17 protein-coding genes and 1 pseudogene are annotated in these 21,284 nt (G+C 57.4%); all 18 read left to right on the forward strand.

The window, feature by feature from the left end:
* The coding region (locus tag BN874_RS05160) for an O-linked N-acetylglucosamine transferase family protein (protein ID WP_034431345.1) at positions 1–568 on the forward strand (568 nt) is incomplete at its 5' end.
* 39 nt (positions 569–607) lie between these two features.
* On the forward strand, positions 608–3,109 hold the full coding sequence (locus BN874_RS05165; RefSeq protein WP_195912107.1) for a tetratricopeptide repeat protein: 2,502 nt from the start codon (positions 608–610) through the stop codon (positions 3,107–3,109).
* Entirely contained in the window at positions 3,106–5,610 is a 2,505-nt protein-coding gene (locus tag BN874_RS05170; protein ID WP_081756159.1) for a tetratricopeptide repeat protein, read from the forward strand. The genes BN874_RS05165 and BN874_RS05170 overlap by 4 nt, the downstream gene beginning before the upstream one ends.
* A gap of 137 nt (positions 5,611–5,747) precedes the next feature.
* On the forward strand, positions 5,748–7,733 hold the full coding sequence (locus BN874_RS05175) for a flagellin N-terminal helical domain-containing protein (RefSeq protein WP_051497445.1): 1,986 nt from the start codon (positions 5,748–5,750) through the stop codon (positions 7,731–7,733).
* Positions 7,734–7,950: 217 nt separating this feature from the next.
* Positions 7,951–8,457 carry a flagellar protein FlaG gene (locus BN874_RS22185; protein ID WP_051497446.1) on the forward strand — a complete coding sequence of 169 codons (507 nt, stop codon included), beginning with the start codon at positions 7,951–7,953 and terminating at the stop codon, positions 8,455–8,457.
* Positions 8,458–8,472: 15 nt separating this feature from the next.
* Positions 8,473–9,957, forward strand: coding sequence for a flagellar filament capping protein FliD (fliD, locus tag BN874_RS05185; RefSeq protein ID WP_034431347.1), 1,485 nt, complete (start codon positions 8,473–8,475; stop codon positions 9,955–9,957).
* Positions 9,958–10,036: 79 nt separating this feature from the next.
* Positions 10,037–10,471, forward strand: coding sequence for a flagellar export chaperone FliS (gene fliS / locus BN874_RS05190; protein WP_420886108.1), 435 nt, complete (start codon positions 10,037–10,039; stop codon positions 10,469–10,471).
* A gap of 19 nt (positions 10,472–10,490) precedes the next feature.
* Positions 10,491–11,012, forward strand: coding sequence for a flagellar protein FlaG (locus BN874_RS05195; protein ID WP_034431348.1), 522 nt, complete (start codon positions 10,491–10,493; stop codon positions 11,010–11,012).
* Between the two features lie 304 nt (positions 11,013–11,316).
* On the forward strand, positions 11,317–11,637 hold the full coding sequence (locus BN874_RS05200) for a flagellar protein FliT (protein WP_034431349.1): 321 nt from the start codon (positions 11,317–11,319) through the stop codon (positions 11,635–11,637).
* Between the two features lie 118 nt (positions 11,638–11,755).
* A complete protein-coding gene (locus tag BN874_RS05205; RefSeq protein ID WP_195912108.1) occupies positions 11,756–12,325 on the forward strand; it encodes a PilZ domain-containing protein in 570 nt (189 codons plus the stop codon).
* Between the two features lie 186 nt (positions 12,326–12,511).
* On the forward strand, positions 12,512–13,975 hold the full coding sequence (locus BN874_RS05210) for a sigma-54 dependent transcriptional regulator (protein ID WP_034431351.1): 1,464 nt from the start codon (positions 12,512–12,514) through the stop codon (positions 13,973–13,975).
* A gap of 252 nt (positions 13,976–14,227) precedes the next feature.
* Positions 14,228–14,557, forward strand: coding sequence for a flagellar hook-basal body complex protein FliE (gene fliE / locus BN874_RS22190; RefSeq protein WP_051497448.1), 330 nt, complete (start codon positions 14,228–14,230; stop codon positions 14,555–14,557).
* Positions 14,558–14,600: 43 nt separating this feature from the next.
* A complete protein-coding gene (gene fliF, locus BN874_RS05220; protein WP_051497449.1) occupies positions 14,601–16,355 on the forward strand; it encodes a flagellar basal-body MS-ring/collar protein FliF in 1,755 nt (584 codons plus the stop codon).
* Positions 16,356–16,358: 3 nt separating this feature from the next.
* Positions 16,359–17,378: a flagellar motor switch protein FliG gene (gene fliG / locus BN874_RS05225; RefSeq protein WP_034431352.1), complete on the forward strand. Its 1,020-nt coding sequence runs from the start codon at positions 16,359–16,361 to the stop codon at positions 17,376–17,378.
* Positions 17,371–18,150 (forward strand): flagellar assembly protein FliH, encoded by a 780-nt coding sequence (locus BN874_RS05230; RefSeq protein WP_034431353.1) that lies wholly within the window; start codon positions 17,371–17,373, stop codon positions 18,148–18,150. Before fliG ends, BN874_RS05230 begins: the two co-directional genes overlap by 8 nt.
* The gene (gene fliI / locus BN874_RS05235) at positions 18,131–19,495 is read left to right on the forward strand and encodes a flagellar protein export ATPase FliI (RefSeq protein WP_051497450.1); all 1,365 of its coding nucleotides are present in this window, start codon (positions 18,131–18,133) and stop codon (positions 19,493–19,495) included. Before BN874_RS05230 ends, fliI begins: the two co-directional genes overlap by 20 nt.
* Positions 19,496–19,501: 6 nt before the next feature.
* Positions 19,502–19,969 carry a flagellar export protein FliJ gene (gene fliJ / locus BN874_RS22195; RefSeq protein WP_051497451.1) on the forward strand — a complete coding sequence of 156 codons (468 nt, stop codon included), beginning with the start codon at positions 19,502–19,504 and terminating at the stop codon, positions 19,967–19,969.
* Positions 19,970–20,035: 66 nt separating this feature from the next.
* A pseudogene (locus BN874_RS05245) lies at positions 20,036–21,284 on the forward strand (hypothetical protein); the annotation flags it as partial.

Genomic DNA, 21,284 nt, shown 5'->3' on the forward strand with positions numbered 1-21,284 from the left:
TGTCACCTTTGGCAGCCTGAGCCGTTCCATCCGCTTTAATCATCGAGTGATTGCCGCTTGGGTCGCGTTGCTCAAGACCGTCCCTAATGCACGGTTGATGCTGAATCACAAACCGATGGGTGACCGGGTGACTGCAGATTATTTCGTACAGCAGTTTGCCGCTTACGGGATTGATCGGGAGCAGTTGATCCTGATCCACACCCCAGTATGGGAAGCCTATGCGCAACTGGATATTGCCTTGGACCCGTTTCCGCACAATGCTGGCACCACGACGTTTGAGGCCTTATGGATGGGAATCCCGGTCATCTCGCTGCGAGAGCGGCCCTCGGTGGGGCGTTTTGGCGACGCGATCCTGGGAGCGATGGGGTTAAGCGAATGGGTCGCGGACAGCGTCGAGGACTATATCGCTATCGCGGTGCGCCTCGCCAACAATCGGGAACAGTTGGCGGGTTGGCGATCCACCTTACGGGCCAGGATGCAAGCTTCTCCACTGATGGATGAGGTTGGCTTCACTCACGATCTTGAAACCGCCTATCAGGAAATGTGGCGGATTTTTTGCCTGAGTTAATAGACTCCAGCTTGTCGAATGCACCACAGGATGCCAGCCATGCCCCCTTTCTCTGCTTCAGCGCCCGTAATGACCCGTACCCACACTCCTCAGGTTCGTGTTGGTGAAGTTGATCTTACTCTGGATCAGGCTCTGGATTGGGCGCAAGCGCTTCAGTGTGAGGGAAAACTGACCGAGGCGGCAGCGCTTTATCAGCATATTTTGCAAGCAGTCCCTCAATGTGCAGTGGCTTGGGACTGGTTTGGAATGATCGCCTGTCGGCGTGGCGAATCCGAAACCGCAGTAGCCTGTTTGGAGCGAGCGATTGCGCTGGAACCTGAGGAAGCGCTCCATTACGACCGACTGGGGCTGATTTTCTCGGTGATGGGTGGCCAAGATAGTCGGTTATTGGAGCGGGCCGTTGCCTGTCATCAACAGGCGATCCGATTACAGCCGGATTTTATCGACGCCCATTACAACCTGGCTGGAGTTCTGCGCGCCCTGAACCGCTTGGAGGCGGCGGTCGTCCACTATCGCGAAACCTTGCGTTGCAGTCCGGGGTTCGCCACTGCGCACTATGAACTGGGTAATTTGTTGTGGAGCTTGGGCCGACTGGCCGAGGCTGAGGATTGTTATCGGCAGACCTTGGCATTGGAACCGACCCATGCAGACGCCGCTAACCATCTCGGCGCAATCGCCTGGGCGCAGCACCGAGTAGAAGAGGCGTTCTCGTGGTATGGCATGGCTCTGGCGCTGCGTCCTGATTGCACGGAAGCTCGTTACAACCTGGGAATAGCGTGGGCGGAGCAGGCGAACGACATTGCCGCTGCGGAATGCTTTCAACAGGTCTTGGAAGTTGATCCCCTTTTCGCCCCTGCACACTATCAGATGAGTCGATTGCAGCATCGGCGGGGGCAACTGCAGGAAGCCTTGGACTCCCATCAGCAAGCGGTGGCTTTGCGTCCGACGGACGCGCAGTGGCTCAATGAATATGGGTTGTTATTGAGTGAATTGGACCGGCTCGATCCGGCGGTCACGGCCTATCGTCAGGCATTGGCGCTCCAGCCAGCCGCCGCCGGATTGCACAGTAATTTAGGCATGGCGCTGGAAAAGCAGGGGCAGTTTAGTGCAGCGATGGCTTGTTATCGCCAAGCGTTAACCCTGGATGCAGGCTTGGTCGCAGCCCATTCCAATTTGGGCATGGTGCTGGCTAAGCTGGGGCGAGCCGATGAAGCTGACGTTTGTTTCCGCCAGGCGCTGGATTTGCAACCAGATAGCGTCAATATTTACAACAACTGGGTTTTCAACGCCAGTTATCTGCCTGATCAGGATTTGGCGCATATTCTGGCTCGACATCAGGCTTTCACTGAGCGTTTCGAGACACCACTGGCGGCGAATCGGCAACCCTGCGCCAACAGCCCCGATCCCCAGCGACGCCTCCGGATTGGGTATGTTTCGGCGGATTTTCGCCACCATGCGGTCAGCCAGTTCCTGGAGAGCGTGTTGTCCGCGCAGGATCATCAGAATTTCGAGTGGTTTGCCTATCTTAATCAACAGCAGGGGGATAGCCAGACGCGCCGCTTGTTGTCCTTGTTTGATCACTGGCGGACAGTGTGGGCGTCCAGCGATGAACAATTAGCGGCGCTGATTCGCGACGACGCCATTGATATTCTGGTCGATCTTTCCGGACACACCCAGGGCAATCGCTTGTTGGTCTTTGCCCGCAAACCGGCGCCGGTACAGGTGGCTTGGCTGGGCTATTTCGCGACAACGGGGCTGACGACTCTGGATTATATCCTGGCCGATCGCTGGGTGATCCCGCCGGAGGAAGATGCTTTTTATACCGAGCGCTCTTATCGCTTGCCAGATAGTTGCCTGTGTTTTACTCCCCCCGAGTTTGATCTGCCGGTCGCGCCAACGCCTGCCCAGCGTCAAGGATTTATCACTTTTGGCAGCTTTAACAATCTGGCCAAATTGAATGATGCGGTGATGGCTTGCTGGACAGCGATCCTGCATGCCCTGCCTGGCAGTCGTTTGCTGTTGAAGACCGCAGTGCTGGGTGATGCCGAGGTGCGTGCGGCGCTGGTTGAACGCTTTGCCCGATACGGAATTGGTGCAGAGCGTCTGTGTTTGGAAGGGGTTGAAACCATCCGAGCCGCGCTGGCCCGTTACCATGAGATTGATATTGCGTTGGATTCCTTTCCTTATGGTGGTGGGGCCACGACGGCTCAGGCGCTGTGGATGGGGGTTCCAGTCTTGACCTTGCATGGTGATCGTTTTATCGGGCGACTGGGTGAAAGTCTGCTGCGTACCGTAGGATTGCCGGAATGGGTGGTGAAAGATAGGGATGATTATGTCGCTAAGGCTGTGGCTTTCGCTGCGGATGTGGCAGCGCTGGATACCCTGCGCCAGACGGTGCGCGCTCGATTGCTGACCTCGCCGGTTTGTAATGCGCCTAATTTTGCCCGAGGGCTGGAAGCCGCGTATCGTCAAATGTGGGAAGCGTGGTGTGCTGAGAATGGGCAATCATCCACCGAGAGTTTTTTAGAGGATCAATCATGAAGGCTACGCCTAATTCCCCTTCTGCATCGAATAGTGGTGGGTTGTTGCAGGAAGCCCTGCGCCATCATCAGGCAGGACGCTTGCGAGAGGCGCGAAAATTTTATGAGCGTCTGTTAGTGGAGCAACCACATCATGCCGATGCTTTGCATTTATTAGGTGTTTTGTATCATCAAGGCGGCGACCATCATCGAGCGCAGGATTTAATCAATCAGGCGATTGCGCACTTTCCAAAGCAGGCGGTCTATCACAACAATCTGGGGCGGGTGTTCGAGGGGTTGGACGATCTGGATGGCGCTATCCGGTGTTATCGACAAGCGGTAAAACTAAAACCGGATTTTGCTGAGGCGCATTATAACTTGGCAAATGTGCTCAAAAATCGAGAATGCTTTGAGGAAGCTTGTCAGCATTACCGGCAAGCCGTGCAATATAAACCGAACTACCCCGATGCTTACTACAATCTTGGTAATACATTACGTTTTATTAGTAAATATGAAGAAGCGATTGTCTGTTATCAGCAAACGCTGCGGCTTAAACCGGATCATGCCAAGGCTTACAATAATTTGGGTGTTACCTGGTTATTGAGCGGCCAACTGGATCAAGCAATCAGTGCTTATCAACAGGCAATTATTCTCGATCCAAATTATTTTGAGGCCCACTACAATCTAGGCAAGGCTTTTGAAGATCAACAACGATGGGATGAAGCGATTGCTTGTTACGAGCGGACGCTGGCTGTTAAACCGGATCATCTATCCGCACATTTGCAGTTAGGTCTTATTCTCAAGGAGCAAAAGCGTCTTGACGAGGCGTTGGCTTGTTACCAGCGGGCAGTATTGACTAACTCCGATGCACCAGAGATTCACAACAATTTAGGGAATACACTGAAGGACAAAGACTTTCCAGAACAGGCTGTCGCTTGTTATCTAAAAGCTTTAACAATCCGACCCGATAGCGCTGAAGTACATAACAATTTAGGAGCGGTGTTTTTAGAATTGGATAATTTGGATAAAGCGATGGAACATCTACAACAGGCGATAGTGCTAGATGAGCATTGTTTTGATGCTCATAGCAATTTGGGACATGTTTTTTTTAAAAGGCAACGAGTTGCAGAAGCGATTGTTTATTATCGAAAAACGCTTGCCTTAAAACCAGAGATGGCAAATATTCATGCCCATATTAGTGCATGCCTTACTTCTCTTGGTGTTTTTGATGATTTTATAAATTATTCTCAGAAAATATTGGAGTCTGATGAGAGATCGTTAGTATCTGATGGAAACTCAGAAGCCTGGAATAATTTTCTGTTTACTTTGAATTATCACCCTGATCTATCGATGACAGAAATTTATGACCAATATTTAAAGTGGGAAAGACGCTACGCGAAAGAGTTACAACTTAATGTAGCGATACATACTAATCACCATGACCCTTCTAAACGCCTACGGATCGGCTATGTCTCACCAGATTTTCGGGCACACTCGACGCGAAGTTTTATCGCTCCGGTGTTGGCCAATCACGATCATGAAAAGTTTGAGATTTTCGCCTATGCTGAATTAAAGCAAGAGGATAGTTGGACAACGCATTACCAGAGTTGGGTGGATGAATGGCGACCTACGCGCCGACTTAGCGACGTAGAACTAGCGGAGCGCGTTCGTGCCGATGGGATTGACATTCTGGTAGATTTAGCTGGACATACTACCGATAATCGGTTACTGGTTTTTGCCCGCAAACCCGCACCGGTACAGATAAGCTGGTTGGGCTATGGCTATACCACTGGGTTACAGGCCATGGACTATTTCCTAGGCGATGACCGCCTGACGCCCCCGGGTTGTGAGTCGTGGTTTAGTGAACGCATCTGGCGCTTACCGCACGCTTGGAGTTACCGTCCGGCGAAGGATGCGCCTGAGGTTAATCCGTTACCGGCTGAAATCCAAGGTTATGTGACCTTAGGCAGTTTGAGTCGGGCCATTCGCTTCAACGAACGGGTGATTGCCGCGTGGTCAGACTTACTCAAGGCAATCCCCACCGCACGACTGATGCTAAATAGCCCTTTTCTCGGTGAACTAGAAACTGCCGAGATGGTGGCTAACCGTTTTATACACCATGGCATTACACGCGACCGGTTAGTCGTGACACATACACCGGTCTGGGAAGGTTATCACCAATTGGATATCGCTTTGGATCCCTTCCCCCACAACGCTGGGACGACCACGTTCGAGGCGCTATGGATGGGCGTACCGGTGGTGTCGTTGCGCGACCGACCGTCGATGGGGCGATTTGGCGACGCCATTCTTGATGCCATGGGCTTGAGCGAATGGGTTGCCGACAGTGTTGAGGACTATTTGGCTATTGTAGCTCGTCTGGCCAGTGACTTGGACGCTCTGTCGGTCTGGCGGGCCACGCTTCGGGGGCGGATGTTGGCTTCGCCGTTGTGTGATGAGAGCGGATTTACCCGCGATTTGGAAAATGCCTATCGTCAAATGTGGCAGATCTATTGTCAGCAGTAGTCGTTGAGAAAAAATTTTGCTGATCCCTAAAGCCTTGGTGCTGGATGCCGATAGTTCAGGGCAAGCGGAGATAATCCCCGCACTAAACTCCACGGCGACCCCGCCCAACGTAAAAACTCTCACTGGAGATCGCAAACATGGGTATGACCATTAACTTTAATATTTCGTCCCTGAAGGCCCAGAAGAGCTTGAGCCGAACCGAAATGGGCCAGAACGTCGCCATGGAGCGACTGACGACCGGTTTGCGCATCAACAGCGCTAAAGATGACGCGGCGGGTCTGGCGATTTCCGACCGGATGACCTCGCAGGTTCGCGGCATGGGTCAAGCGGTTCGCAACGCCAACGACGCGATCTCCCTGACGCAGACGGCGGAAGGCGCCATGCAGGAAAGCACCAACCTCTTGCAGCGGATGCGTGAACTGGCGGTGCAGTCCACCAATGACACCAACAGTGCCGACGACCGTTCTTCCATTCAGGATGAAATGGATCAATTAACCGGGGAACTGGATCGCATTGCCGGCACCACGCAATTCAACGGCTCCAAGTTGTTGGATGGCACCGTCAAAAATCGCACCTTCCAGATTGGCGCTAACGCTGGCGAAACCATTTCGGTCGGCGTGGGCAGCATCACCACCCAGTCGCTGAATCTCAACAGCTACTCGGGTTTGGGTGAGCTAAACGGTGGACGTGTACAAACCCAATCCGCTTCTGTAGCCAACAATTCTTTCTATATCAATGGCAAAAACTGGTCTGCTAATGCTGTTGGTTCAGCAACTTTCGACGGTACCAATGACGCTAAGGATCTCGCCACAGAGATCAATAGCAACGCTGCGCAGCACGGAGTTACAGCCAAGGCTTATAACGTCGTCAAAGGCAGCGAGGGTGGCGCTACGGGTGTAGCCAGCGGACTCTCGATCAACGGCGCGGCAGTGACTGCATCGGGTGATATGAATGCGCTGGTCAGTAACATCAACCGCGATGTGGCTGGTGTTAGCGCTACCCTGAATTCCGATGGCTCGTTGTCATTAAGCAATGACACCGGCAACGATATTTCGATTACGGGTACGGTCACCAACACTGGCCTGACCACCGGCACCAATCGCGGCTATGTTTCGCTGACCAGTTCCAGCGGTGAGCCAATTTCCATCACCACGCCCACGGGCAGTGAAGCGAACGTATCAGCGATACAGAAGCTTGGCTTTAACCTCAGTACGGGTGCCAGCGCAGGGATCGGCGCTAATGTTGGTACTAATACCATCGGCAGCAATGCCGATCTCAAGATCAATGCAGTACAAATCGGTACTACGGGTTCCCAGAACAGCGCGGCGGCGAAGGCGGCGGTAATTAACGCGGTCAAGGACCAGACCGGGGTGGCTGCCACCGGCTTCACCGAGGTGAAAGTAGGTCTCCAGATGAGTGCTACTGCCAGTGGCACCAATAGCATGAAGATTAACGGCACCGCGATTGAGCTTTCAGGTGCTACGGGTACTAACGGCAACCTGAACTATGTAGTCACTACCATCAATAATGCAGGAGTGCAGGGTGTAGTTGCTTCTTCCGACTCAAGCGGTAATTTGGTATTAAGCTCCACGACCGGTCAGAACATCGTGTTGAACGATAGTGCTACCGACTTCCTGCTGACCGCTACCGACCAGTCGGGTACGACATCTTCAAATATTGCATCCGCAGCGCCAGGAACCACTTTCACCGGTCGCCTAAGCTTGGCTAGCGAAACCGGCACCGATGTAGTAATTAGCGGTACCGACGCCAACAGGATTGGTTATTCTGAACAAGGCGGCAATGACCAAGCCATCGCCAAGGGACTGGATGTCTCCAATGTCCAGAACGCCAGCAACGCTATCGAACGAATCGACTCGGCTTTGGGCCAGATCAACGTCGAACGCGGCAAGTTGGGCGCCTTCCAGAACCGGATGGAGTCCACCATCGCCAACCTGCAGAACGTGTCGGAGAATGTTAGCAGCGCCCGGTCGCGGATTCAGGACGCGGACTTCGCCAGTGAGACCACCTCAATGAGCCGCTACCAGATTCTGCAACAGGCCGGCATCGCGATGCTGGCGCAGGCCAACCAGTCCAAGCAGGGTGTGCTGTCGTTGCTGCGGTAAGCGCACGGTCTTGAGCAGACGCTCCCCTCCCCCTAACCGGGGAGGATTAGCGGGGAGGCACACAGGGTTTGGAACCGCTCATTCACGGGAATCCCAACCTGACCGCTTCCCTGCTTTTTTGCATCCGGGCTGCCCGGCTGACTCGAGTTGTCCTATAGTTTACTGAAGGTCACCGACTATATCGGCACGCACCGCTTCATCTCAAGGAGAGACTGCCATGACCAGCGCCATCACGGCTATCAACGCTGCTAACCTACCTCGGACTCCGCCCGAAGCCCTGCGGGATGCGGCCGTATCACCATCACCCGCATCCACTCATCCGACCGGACGACCTGATGCAACTCCTCGCGTTGCCGAAGAGACCGCTACCCGTCCCGGTCAGGCCGCTGATCGCAAAGTCGCTGCCGACTCCCCTACCAAAAAACCGGATCGCCAAGCCCTGGCTAAAGTTGTTAATGAAGTGCAGCAAAAAGTGCAAACCCTGTTGCACACCCAGGTCGAATTCAACATTGATGACCAATATAACGAAATGGTCGTTCGGGTTACGGACGCCGAAAGCAAAGAACTGATTCGCCAGATCCCTTCCGAGGAAATGCTAGCCCTAGCCCAATTCTTCAAGGACATGGATTCTGAACAGACGAAAATGCTCGATCTCAAATTACCTAACGGACCAACCAACCCCCGTGCCGCTCTCGAAGGGTTGTTACTGCGGGTGCGGGTTTAAAAACAGGAGAACCACATGGCCAGCATTACCTCTTCCGGTTTGCGTTCCAACCTGGACATTAACAGCATCGTCTCGCAACTGATCAGCGCCGAACGGACGCCCACCCAAAACCGGCTCAACCGCAAGGAAGCCACCCTCCAGGCCCAAATTTCCGGCTTCGGCACAGTCAAAAGCGCCCTGTCGGCCCTGGAACGAGCCAACACCGTATTAACCGCTACCAATACCTTTATGGGCATCAAGGCGACCCCCGGCAACAGCAACCTGCTGACGGCCACCGCCCTGAGTTCCGCACCCATCGGCAGCTACAACATCGAAGTCTCGCAACGGGCCCAGGGGCAAACCTTGGCCTCGGGCACCTTTAGTGCTGTCAGTAGCACCGTAGGCACCGGTACTCTAACCATCGAATTTGGCCAATACACCGGTGGCGATCCTCAAGGCTTGCCGCCCACTCCGCCGACCGGTTTCAACCCTAATGCCGACAAATCCAGCCTGACCCTGACCATCGACGACAGTAATAAAACGCTGGAAGGCATTCGCGACGCCATTAACACCGCTAAAAAAGGAGTGACAGCTTCCATCATTAACGATGGTAGCACCGGCGGGGGCTACCGGCTGATGCTCAGCTCCGACGATCCCGGGCTAAAGAACAGCCTCAAGATCACCGCCGGTGGTGGCGATGGTGGTCTCGCGTCGATTGCCTATGACCCAACCACCGGCGTCAACAACCTGACCGAAACCGTCGCCGCCCAAGACGCCCAAATCAAAGTCAACGGCCTGAGTATCACCAGCAGTTCCAACACCCTGAGCAGCGCTATCGCCGGCGTGACGCTGACTCTTCAGGACAAAGGATCCACCACCCTTAACCTCAGCCGCGACACCGCCGCCGCCACCAACGCGGTCGAAGGTTTCGTTAAGGCCTACAACTCTATACTGGAAACGGTCAACAAGCTCTCGTTCTACAACGCCGAGACCGGCGAGAAAGGCGCGCTGCTGGGCGATGCGGCACTCCGCTCAATCAACGCCCAGATGCGGCGCATTCTGGGCGACGGCGTTAGCGGGGACTCTACCTTTCGCACCCTGTCCAGTGTCGGCGTGACCTTGGAGCGCGATAACACCACCAAGCTCGACATCCTCAAGCTGGACAGCAGCAAGCTGCAACAGGCGCTAGGAACCGATGCAGCGGGGGTGAGCAAGCTGTTCGCCGGTTCCGGGTCGGGGGACACTCGGGTTGAGGGCCTCTCCAGTCGTTTGAACACTTTCCTGGATGCAACGCTGAGTCGAACCGGGACCTTGCAGGGCAAGACCGATAGCTTCAATGCTCGTCTCAAGGACATCACCGGCCAGCGCAGCGCTCTTGATCAACGCATGGCGAAGGTGGAAGCGCGTTATCTTGCTCAGTTCCGTGCAATGGACGCAATCGTAGGGAAAATGACTTCGACCGGTAACTACCTTACGCAGCAACTTGCGGGCCTGTCGGCGTTTTATACTAACCAGTCATAGTGATTCCTCTCACCCATCTCCTACCAGGGGCTAGGGGGGATTCACTGTCTTTTTTCAGGCTTTAGAGAATGTTATGGATATTCGAACCCAAAACGCATTGCGGCAATATCAAAGTGTCAATGTGGACGCCACTGCTGCAATCGCCAGCCCTCATCGGCTGGTTCAAATGCTGTTTGAAGGTGGGCTGGAACGGCTGGCCAGCGCCAAGGGTCATCTTGAACGCAGCGAGGTCATCCCCAAAAGTGAAATGATCGGCAAGGCTGTTGGCATTATCAATGGCCTGCGCGAGGGATTGAACTTCGAGGCAGGCGGCGAATTGGCGATCAACCTCGATCGGGTCTATGACTACCTCCAACGCCGTCTGCTGGAAGCTAACCTTAAAAATGATATAGGCATGATTGATGAGGTTGCTGCGCGACTGACCGAACTGAAAACGGCTTGGGATGAGATCGGCCCGCAGACATCCACTGCGCCGATCGAGGGTGAACCCGGCGAGATCAATTCCACAGCCTAATTCACGAACAGGAACCTTTATGAGCGACATTGTCAGCGTTGGCATTCACCTTGCGAACACCGTATCGGCCAAGGCGAATGTGCGTTCTGAGCCGCCCCCGCCGCTCACCATCCAGGACGCCGTCGCTCAGACCCTCAACACCCCGCAAACGGCAGTGCTGCAATCTCCTACCGCCGGCAACGCCGAATGGAAACAGGAAGCTACCCCCGACGGACGAGGACACGGTGCGGACGCCGAACCCAGCGAACCACCGGCCCGACAACAACTGGAAATCCTCATCGACCATCTTAACCGGCGTCTGGAATACTATCACCAGCCGTTGCGATTTGAATTGGATGACCAAGAGCCAGCTCTCCGGGTTCGGGTCGTCGACTGTGAAACCCGCAACGTTGTGCGCTGGATGAACATCGTCGATACCTTGGCATTCGCTCGCGCCTTCGCCGAACAGGATCTCCGGCAGACGCGGGGAACTGGCGACGGCTATGCTAATAATGATGGGCGACTGGTCGTAGAAGGCGGATTGCTGCGAGCTACGGCTTGAAAAAAATGAACATACAGGCTTCTTCGGAAAATCGAACCGAATTGCCTCGCTGCCAAGCTGGAACTGGCGATCAAGCAGCAAACTGAACTCCAAGCGCAGTGATCACTGTTGAGCAAGAGAATCCGTGGCAAACTGCCCGACGCTTGGTGCTAGCTAGGAAACCGGAGCGCCGCATGAAACCACTGAGATCGACACGATGAGTCAATTTCGGAAGGCGCCAAAGACTTGGACGAACCGGGCGATCTCTCCAGCGGCTATGAGACAGATCATGGTTTTCTGATACAGATGATGAAGGACAGCCCCCGTGAACCACCCGCCCGTCGATTGGGAACCGCAGATTCAACATCTGCGTTATCTGAGTCTTGAAATGCTCGAACTGGCTCAGGCTAACGACTGGGAGGCGGTGAGCGAATGGGAAACGCGGCGGCGTGCGGTGCTGGACAATTTGTTCCGCCAACCGGCGCCAGCGGCTATCGTCCCACTGCTGGAGGAGGCCATTCGTGCTACGTTGGCCAGCGATGCCCGGTTAACGGACATGGCACGCGCCGAAATGGACAGCATCAGTGATAATCTCAAACTGATCCAGCAGGGCCGCCGCGCCATGCTGGCCTATCACGATTTTTAGTATCTGTAGCCGTTTGGAACCAAGCCCCTCAGTGGAAACCGCATCGGCAGCGAACTATGCTACTTCCATGGGAGTAAAATTAAAATTCGCACCCCTCATCTGGTTTGAGCAAATTGCCATGTCCACTCTTACCGAACCCACCTCCAGCCTGACCTTTACCGGGTGCCTGCCCTTGGCGTGGCGCGAGTTATCGGCGCTGCCGGACGATGCCGAACTGCGCACTATCGAGCAATCCAACCTGACCGTTCTGCATACTCTGTTCGCGCTGGATATTCACGCCGGCGATTACAGCGACGATCCCAGCGCATTGACCAATGCCAGCGAACTCAAGCGACTGGATTTCAAAGTGGGCCTGCTGCTCGAAATGATCGGCCAGTTGTTCGCCCGCCAACAGGCTATTCCTTCGGAGCATGCGCTGACTCTGACCGTCAAAGATCTCATCTGGCAGGCCGCCACCGCCCTCCCCGTCGGTGCCCTGCTGCGGTTGGATTTGTACTGCAATCTTAGTTACCCCCGCCCCCTCATTCTCTATGCGCAAGTAGCCGATACTGTCGCTTCAGAAAGCGACTATCCCATCAAGGCAGCATTTTACCGCCCCAGTACCGCGCTCCAAGAGGCGCTTGAACGCTACATTTTTCTCCAGCATCGCCGCTTTATTGCTAATCGCCGGGGCAATAGCCCGCGTTAAAAATTTGACGCTGCTTTGATTGAGGCTACAATTCCTCACATTATGCATTGGAAGCCCTTGCGCGCCTCCGACGGTGGGGGAAGATACCCGTTGGTTTACCCAAGTGCGGAAAGCCGTTCGCCATCCGTTCTCCTGCCGTCTGCCCAGCATCGCGCAGGCTTGATCCCTTCCCAAGGATAACAAGCAATGAAGACCGCGCTGCTGGTGATTGATGACGACTCCATCCGAGCCGATGAGTTATGTCTGCTGTTGCGGTTCATGGAAGAAAGCCATGTAGCGCGGGCGGGGTCAACCAACTGGCAGGATTACGTTGAAAACAATCCCGATTTGCGCGCCATCTTTTTGGGTCGCTACGGTGCTGACGAACAACCACCCAGCGACGTCATCCCGCTCATTCGTGCGGTTGCTCCCCAAGTGGCTCTGGTCCTGGTCGAAGAAGCTGATCAGCCCCACCGCCTGCCGGCCCTGCTGGAGGCCAGTTGCAGTGCCCGTCTGCCCCGCCCCTTCCGCTATCCGCGCTTGAGCCAGGTGCTGGCCAAGCTGCTCCAGCAACGCGCCAGCCGGGATAGCCGTAATATCCAGGCCCAACGCCACGCCGAACTGTTTCGCAGCCTGATCGGCAATAGCCTGGCCATCGCCCAGGTTCGCGAACTGATCCAGCGGGTCGCTCCTTCCGAGGCCACGGTGTTGATCCTGGGCGAATCCGGCACTGGCAAGGAAGTGGTGGCCCGCAACATTCATTATTTCTCCGCTCGCAGCCACGGACCTTTCGTCCCGATCAACTGTGGCGCCATTCCCGATACCCTGCTGGAAAGCGAACTGTTCGGCCACGAAAAAGGCTCGTTCACCGGCGCGATTTCCGCCCGGCGTGGCCGCTTCGAGTTGGCGCAGGGGGGCACCCTGTTTCTGGACGAGATCGGCGACATGCCGCTGAACATGCAGGTCAAGCTGCTGCGGGTGTTGCAGGAACACACCTTTGAGCGGGTCGGCAGTGATCGCAGCCTGAGTTCCGATGTGCGCATCATCGCCGCCACGCATCGCAATCTCGATGAATTGATCCGAACCGGTCAGTTCCGCGAGGATCTCTATTATCGGTTGAACGTGTTCCCTATCGAGACGCCGGCCCTGCGTGAACGGATCGAAGATTTGCCACTGCTGGCCGAAGATCTGAGTGCGCGCGCTACCCACGAGCGGGGCGTCCATGTGGTTCTCAGCCCGGCAACGCTGCGCTGCCTGAGCCATTATCCGTGGCCGGGTAATGTGCGTGAGCTGGCGAATCTGATGGAGCGTCTGGCGATTCTCCAACCCGACGGTCAAGTGGGATTGAACGATCTGCCGCCCAAGTTCCGCACCCATTACCCGGAAGAACTGGCGGCTGCCGATGCGGCGGTGGCTAATATCGCCCAGGCCACCGCGCTTCCATCCTCGTTTATCCCCAGCGATCCCGTCAATCTACCGCCAGAAGGTCTCGATCTGCGGCAGTACATCACCGATCTCGAATCCTCGCTGATCCATTCAGCACTGGAAGAGTCTAACGGCGTAGTCGCTCATGCGGCTTCCATGCTAAAAATGCGCCGTACCACCCTGGTCGAGAAGATGCGCAAGTACAATATCAAGCGCGGCGATGCCGATAGTGATAGCGATGAATGACGGGGGATTGCCGCTTGCCGCCGCCAAAAAATTGGCATTCTGTTCGCTCCATTGCACCCGCTTGCCGGCAAAAAGGTGAGGGTGAGGGGCGAAATTCACCGGTTTACCCTCTCACCCGCGCCTTCTGCCAGTGTCAGCGAAGCAAGAAACGGAGTGATCGCCCCCATTGAGTTTTTAGGGCACGGTTATTGCTCAAGCAGGGATAGCGTACCGCCTTTCAGGCGATCCGACCGAATCAGGGAGCACAAACCGATGACCGCTGTAACCACGACCAACCCGCCCATGATCGGATTGCACGGCCTGAGCGATCCGGCCCGCACTTCCTCACCCCTGCCCGGCGCCGATGCGCCCACCTTGGCCGGCGATGACTTTGCCAGTGTGTTCAAGAGCATGTTGGCCGATGTCAATCAGTCCCAGCAACAGTCCACCCAGTTGGCTGCCTCCTTCGAGCGGGGCCAAAATCAGGATTTGGCGGGGGTGATGATTGCCCAGCAGAAATCCCGGCTCGCCTTTCAGACGACTTTGCAAGTCCGCAACAAGCTGGTTTCCGCCTATCAGGACATTATGAACATGCCGGTCTGAACACCGGTTGTTCGAGGCGATCATGCGATGAGGGAGCCGCACCGTGACTGAGGAAAACAACGGTTCATTGGTAAACCCGCCGGTCCCGTTCGACTGGAGCGGTTGGCTGGCCAAGTTCCGCCACCCCGGTCCAACCCAGATTGGCGTCCTGGCCGGCGTTGTGGCGCTGCTGGCGCTGTTGGTGGTCGCGGCGCTGTGGCTCAATACGGCGACTTACGACGTGTTGTACCGGGGCTTGGCCGAGGCGGATGCCGGCCAGATGATGGATGCGCTACAGAAAGCCAATATCCCGGTAAAAATTGATCCGCGCAGCGGCGCGTTGATGGTGCCCGCTGATCAGGTTTACCAGGCGCGGCTGAAACTCGCCACTCAGGGTTTGCCGCGCAGCACCGTCAACGGTTTGGAGTCGTTGCAGCAGAACAGTTTTGGTCTCAGCCAGTTTATGGAAACCGCCCGCTACCAACATGCGCTGGAGGGCGAACTGGCGCGCTCGATCATGACCATTGGCGCGATAGAAAAGGCTCGGATTCATTTGGCCTTTCCCAAGGAAACCGTGTTTGCCCGCCAGCAGCAACCGCCCACCGCGTCGGTACTGGTACAGCTTCGCGCTGGCCGGTCACTGGATGAAGGTCAGGTGGCGGCGATTATTCATCTGGTGGCGTCCAGCGTACCCAAACTTCGTCCTGAGCAGGTGTCCGTTATCGATCAGGCCGGCAATCTGTTGACCCGCCAGGAACGGGAAGGCGGCGGCGACAAGCTGAACCTGGATCAACTGGAATACACCCGGCGGCTGGAAGATCGCTACGCCCGGCGGGTTGAGGAGCTGCTCGCGCCGGTAATGGGGATGGGGCGGGTGCGTGCCCAGGTGGCGCTTGACCTGGACTTCACCGCCAGTGAGGAAACAGCGGAACGCTACGAACCCCGGCAGGAACCACGGCCTTTGCGCAGCGAACAGTTGCTGGAAGAAACCAAGGATCGGATGAATCCGGTGGGGGTTCCTGGCGCGCTGTCCAACCAGCCACCCGGCGCCGCCACCGCGCCGGAAGTAGCAACCGCCCAGAATCCGGCGGCCAATCCGCAAAATCCGGCTGCTCCAGCCGCACCGCCGCTCACTAGCCGCAAGGAAGTGACCCGCAATTACGAACTCGACAAGCGGGTGAGTCATACCCGCAACACGCCGGGCCGGATTGTGCGGGTTTCCACCGCGGTGGTGGTGGACGACCGGGCGACGGTTGAGGCGGGCCAGTCGGTGCGCAAGCCGCTGACCACCGAAGAAGTCGAACGGATCACCGCCCTGGTCAAACAGGCGGTCGGATTCAGCGCCGACCGGGGTGACAGCGTCAATGTAATGAACGCCGCGTTTGCCCCATCGCCGTTCGAAGAAGCGCCACTGCCGATGTGGCAGCAGCCCTGGTTTCTGGAGCTGGTTAAGTGGGGCGTGGTGGCGGTGCTGTCGTTGGCGATCCTGCTGCTGGTGGTGCGTCCGCTGCTGCGCCGCCTGTTGCCGGTGCCGGTCGCGGCGGTCGCCAAGAATGGCAACGGCAAGAATGGCAACGGTACCAGCCACGCCAATGGTCATGAGGTGGCGGCGTTGCCCGCCCCTGACGCCCATGGTCTGGAAGGGCTGTTGGAGGATCGGGTCGAACTCAGCGGCGCGTTGGAAAACGACGGGACCAAGGCCCTGCCCAGTCCCACTGAGCAACTGGATCAACGGATGGATCTGGCCCGTTCCCTGGTGGCCGAAGATCCGAAACGGGCGGTTCATGTCATCAAGAGCTGGCTGACCAGCGAGGCTTAGATCATGCCGGAACTCACCACAACCACACCTGCCCTCAAGGGCGTCGAACGGGCTGCCGTGGTGCTGATGGCGCTGGGCGAGGATCATGCCGCCGAAATTCTCCGCCACCTGGATCCGCGCGAACTCCACAAGATCGGGGTTGCGATGACCAATCTAACCCGGATCAACCGGGATCAGATCAGCGAGATTGTTCACACCTTCAATCAGGAAATTAACGAACAGAGTTCGCTGGTGCTGGATAGCGAAAATTATATTCGTGGAGTGCTGATCCGCGCCTTGGGGCGCGAAAAAGCCAAGGGAGTTCTGGATCACATTTTCGACAACGAAACCGGTTCCGGCGTGGATTCGCTCAAGTGGATGGATGCCAGCGCCATCGCCGGTGGCCTGCGTGATGAACACCCGCAAGTGGTCGCATTGGTGCTGTCTTCGCTGCGGGCGGATCAGGCGGCCGAGATCGTCGGCCTGTTGCCGGCGTCGTTGCGTGAAGAGGCGTTGCTGCGAGTAGCGACCCTGGACGAAATCCCGTCAGGCGCACTGGAAGAACTTAACGAACTGGTCGAGAAACAGGTCATGCGTAATATCAGCGCCGCTGCGACTTCCAAGATCGGCGGGCCCAAGCGGGCCGCTGAAATTCTCGGTCGGCTGGACGGCAACGTCGAAAGCCAGATCCTCGACAAGATTAAGGAAGCCGATGCTGATCTGGGCGGCAAGATCGAAGATTTGATGGTGGTATTCGAGAGCCTGCTGAGCCTCAGCGACCGCGACATTCAGACCCTGCTGCGCGAAGTCTCCTCCGAGACGCTGCTGGTGGCGTTGCGCGGGGCCGAGGATGGGGTTCGCAACAAGATCATGGGCAATATGTCCAAGCGCGCCGCCGAATTGCTGCGCGACGATCTGGAAGCCATGCCGCCGGTCAAACTCAGCGATGTCGAGACCGCGCAGAAGGAAATCATGGCGTCGGCTAAACGGCTGGCAGAAGCCGGCGAAATAACCCTGGGTACCAAGGGAGAGCAGCTTGTCTAAAGTCATCTCAGGCGACAACCTGACGGCTTATCAGCGCTGGGAGTTGCCCAGCGTGGAACAGCCGCCCAAACCGGAACCTGCGCCGGTTCCCGCCCGTGCCGAGAACGTCCGCGAGATGCCGCGTGCGCCGAAAGCCTTTACCCCGTCTTCCGCGCCGCCCACCCTGGATGAAATCGAAGCGATCCAGCGCGAGGCGCACGAGGAGGGTTTTGCTGCCGGCTATCAGGAAGGTCGCCGCGAAGGGCGCGATCAGGGCTACAAGAAAGGCCAGCAGGAGGGCCACGCCGAAGGCTATCAACGGGGATTCGCCGAAGGGCTGGCCGGTGGCCGCGATGAAACCCTGCTACGGATTCAGAAGCTGGACCAAATTCTGGAGCTGATGACCAAGCCACTGGACCAGCTCGACAAGGCGGTTGAAGAGGAACTGGCGAGCTTGGCCATTGAAATCGCCCGGCAACTGGTGCGGCGGGAGTTGCGGGTTTCCCCTGGTGAGATCGTGGCAGTGGTGCGCGAAGCGGTCAGTTTGTTGCCGGTCGCCAGCGTCGGAGTACAGGTTCGGCTGCATCCGGATGATGCGCAACTGATCCGCGAGGTACTGTCGCTGGGCCGCGAAGACGATCCGGTTTGGCAGATCGTCGAGGACCAGGCCCTGACCCGCGGCGGTTGCGTAGTGAACACCGACTTGTCGCGGATCGATGCGACCGTTGAGAAACGATTGGGCGCAGTGATCGCCACCGTGATGGGAGACGAACGTGAATCCGGGCATACCTGAACTGAATCATTCTGCTCGCTGGCGGGCGCATCTAGCGCAGCGCCGGGCGCGAGTGGCCGAAACGCCAAGCCTGGTGGTGGAAGGCCAGTTGACCCGGATGGTCGGCTTGACCCTGGAGGCGGCGGGCTGCGTGGCGCCGGTCGGTTCCCGCTGTCTGGTGGTCGGGCCGGACGGTGGCCGGGTCGAGGCCGAGGTGGTCGGATTTTCCGGTGGCAAGCTGTTTTTGATGCCGAGCGGCAATATTCACGGGCTGATGCCCAATTCGCGGGTTATTCCTACCGGGGGGGCCAGCCGGATGCGGATGGGCGAAAGCCTGCTCGGCCGGGTGTTGGATGGCGCTGGCCGGTTTTTGGATGGGTTGCCGCCGCCGCCGCGCACCGAATGGGCGACCCTGACCGGTAAAACCATTAATCCCCTGCTGCGCAAGCCGATTCGCGAACCGCTGGATGTCGGGGTGCGTGCCATTAACGCTCTGCTGTCGGTGGGGCGCGGCCAGCGCATGGGTTTGTTTGCCGGTTCCGGTGTTGGTAAGAGTGTATTGCTGGGGATGATGACCCGTTTCACCAACGCCGAGGTGGTGGTGGTCGGGCTGATCGGCGAGCGTGGGCGTGAGGTGCAGGAATTCATTCAGGAAATTCTCGGCCCGGAAGGGATGGCGCGGGCGGTGGTGGTAGCCGCACCGGCGGACGATCCACCGCTGCGGCGCTTGCAGGGCGCGGCGCTGGCGACCCGCATCGCCGAATACTTCCGTGATAGCGGCCGGCAGGTGTTGCTGCTGATGGATTCGCTGACCCGCTATGCCCAGGCGCAACGCGAGATCGCGCTGGCGATTGGCGAGCCGCCGGCGACCAAGGGCTACCCGCCGTCGGTGTTCGCCAAGATTCCGCAACTGGTGGAGCGGGCCGGTAACGATACGGTTGGGGGTTCTATCACTGCCTTTTATACGGTGCTGGCGGAGGGCGATGACCAGAATGATCCCATCGCCGATGCGGCCCGTGCCATTCTCGACGGACATGTGGTGCTGTCGCGGCGGCTGGCCGAAGCCGGACACTATCCGGCGATTGACATTGAAGCTTCAATCAGCCGGGTGATGCCCAAGATCAGCGGCCCGCGCCACCAACAACTGGCGCGGCGCTTCAAGCATCTCTACTCCACCTACGAGCAGCATCGGGATTTGATCAATGTGGGCGCTTATGTCGCCGGCAGCGATCCGTCCGTGGACGAGGCCCGCGAATACCAGCCGCGCCTCAAACAGTTTTTGACTCAGGGAATGGATGAACAGGTCACGATGGCGGATAGCCTGCGGGCACTCGAAGTCGTGCTACAGCCCAAGGCAAAGGGCTAACGTCGGATGGCCGCCTATTCTCATCCTTTGCAGGCTGCGGTGCAGGTCGCCCACTCCCACGAGGATAGGGCGGCCAGGGCGCTGGCAGAATCCCAACAGCGCTTGCTGGAGCAGCAGAACCGCTTGCAACAACTGCTGATGTTTCGTAGCACCTATGCCGGCATGTTTCAGACCGAAGGCCATGATGGTATTTCGGCGCGCCGGTTTCAGGATTACGCCGTGTTTCTGAATAATCTGGATCAGGGCATCACCCAGTTGCAGCGCCAGTTGGAGCGGTTGCAGCAGGATCTTAGTCACCAGCGGCTGGCTTGGGGCCAGACTCATGCCAAGACCAAGGCGCTTGAGGAAGTCATCGAGCGTGGTCGTAAGGAGCAGTTGCGGCGGGAAGATCATCGCGAACAGCAGGATAGCGACGAGCGTAATCTTCGCCGGCCGGTGGTTCGGCTGGGGCTGGCGGACGTGGATGATGTGTAAGGCACTCAAAAGGTTAGACCCACTCAGCATCACGGCTGGGTATCACTAACGATTGGAAAGAACGCCATGAGCTACCTGGAACTGCCTCATCTTTTTGCAGCAGCCACGAATATTGCTGGGAATACCGCCGGAGTGGTTACCGCGCTGGGAGTCGGAGTCGGAGTCGGGGTCGAAGCCGATGGACCAGACGTAGCGCGGTTGCCTTCCTTTAGCCAGTTATTGCAAGGAGGCGCCGCTGCGAGATTAGAGGTGGGTACCGATGTTGTTGCATTCGTTGCGAGTGAAACGGTGGATTATGGCGCAGGTTTATGGAGGGTTGGCGATGTGCGGCTGCCGACCGCCGAACGTGCAACAGTGGATTCAGCGATCCTGACTCAGGCCGGTGCCGATCCACAGATCGCGGTTTTGGCTTTGACCTTCGGGACAGCAGCGCCGGTCGTGGGTAAAGGCGAAGCAGGAAGCCGGGAGAAGGTGATTACCGAACTCGATCCCGACAGTGATCAGGATGTACGGGATGCAGAGGTAGCCGAAGCGATATGGCCGGGTATGGCGCTGTTCATGGATTCCCGTGCCGCTCTACAAGGTCTGAATGCAGCGAAGTTTGAACCGTCAGCACCGCCGGTGATGACAGGCACCGATGCTGCCGGTGATGTGATCCGTGCCCGGATCGGGGCGGGTCCGACGCTTGCGCCGGTTCTGGTGGCGGGTGATCCATTCGGGTCGGGAGCCACTGTTGCGGATACAGTGGGGCTTACTTTAACGGGTTCTTCGACATCCTTGCTGGCGAGTGCGGATGCCGTTGTGGGTATGGCTAACGAGGGTGGTGATTTCAAATCATCGCTGGCGAATTTAACTCCTGGAACCCTTTTTGGTGGCAGGCGAGCTTTGCCGGATTCAGCGGTAGTGAACACGCCACCGCCGTTGTCCACCGATTCGCCTGAGTCGCCGCTCCCAGTTGTTGAGTCCGCGTCCCCATCGCTGCTGTCGCCCGTTCGTTTTGCGGTGCAGGATGTAGCGCGACCAATGGTTCCGCCCACCGAACGGTCGGATGTGGATCCGGTTATGGCGAGATCGCCAATGGCAACGACTCCAACCGCATCGGCGATTGATCGTCCGGTTTTGGTGCCCAGTGCAGTCACCCCGCCGGTCGCCGAGACCGTGAAAGCGGTCCCGGTAGCGGCAGCCGTCGAACGTCTGGATACAACGCCAGTGGTGGCGAAAACGGCCATAGCGACGCCCGCTGTCCCGCCCGTCGAACAGCCGGAGCGAGTGCCCAGTGCAGTCACCCCGCCGGTCACCGAGACCGTAAAAGCGG

Origin of the sequence: Candidatus Contendobacter odensis Run_B_J11 (assembly GCF_000531125.1) — a bacterium.
Taxonomy (GTDB): domain Bacteria; phylum Pseudomonadota; class Gammaproteobacteria; order Competibacterales; family Competibacteraceae; genus Contendibacter; species Contendibacter odensensis.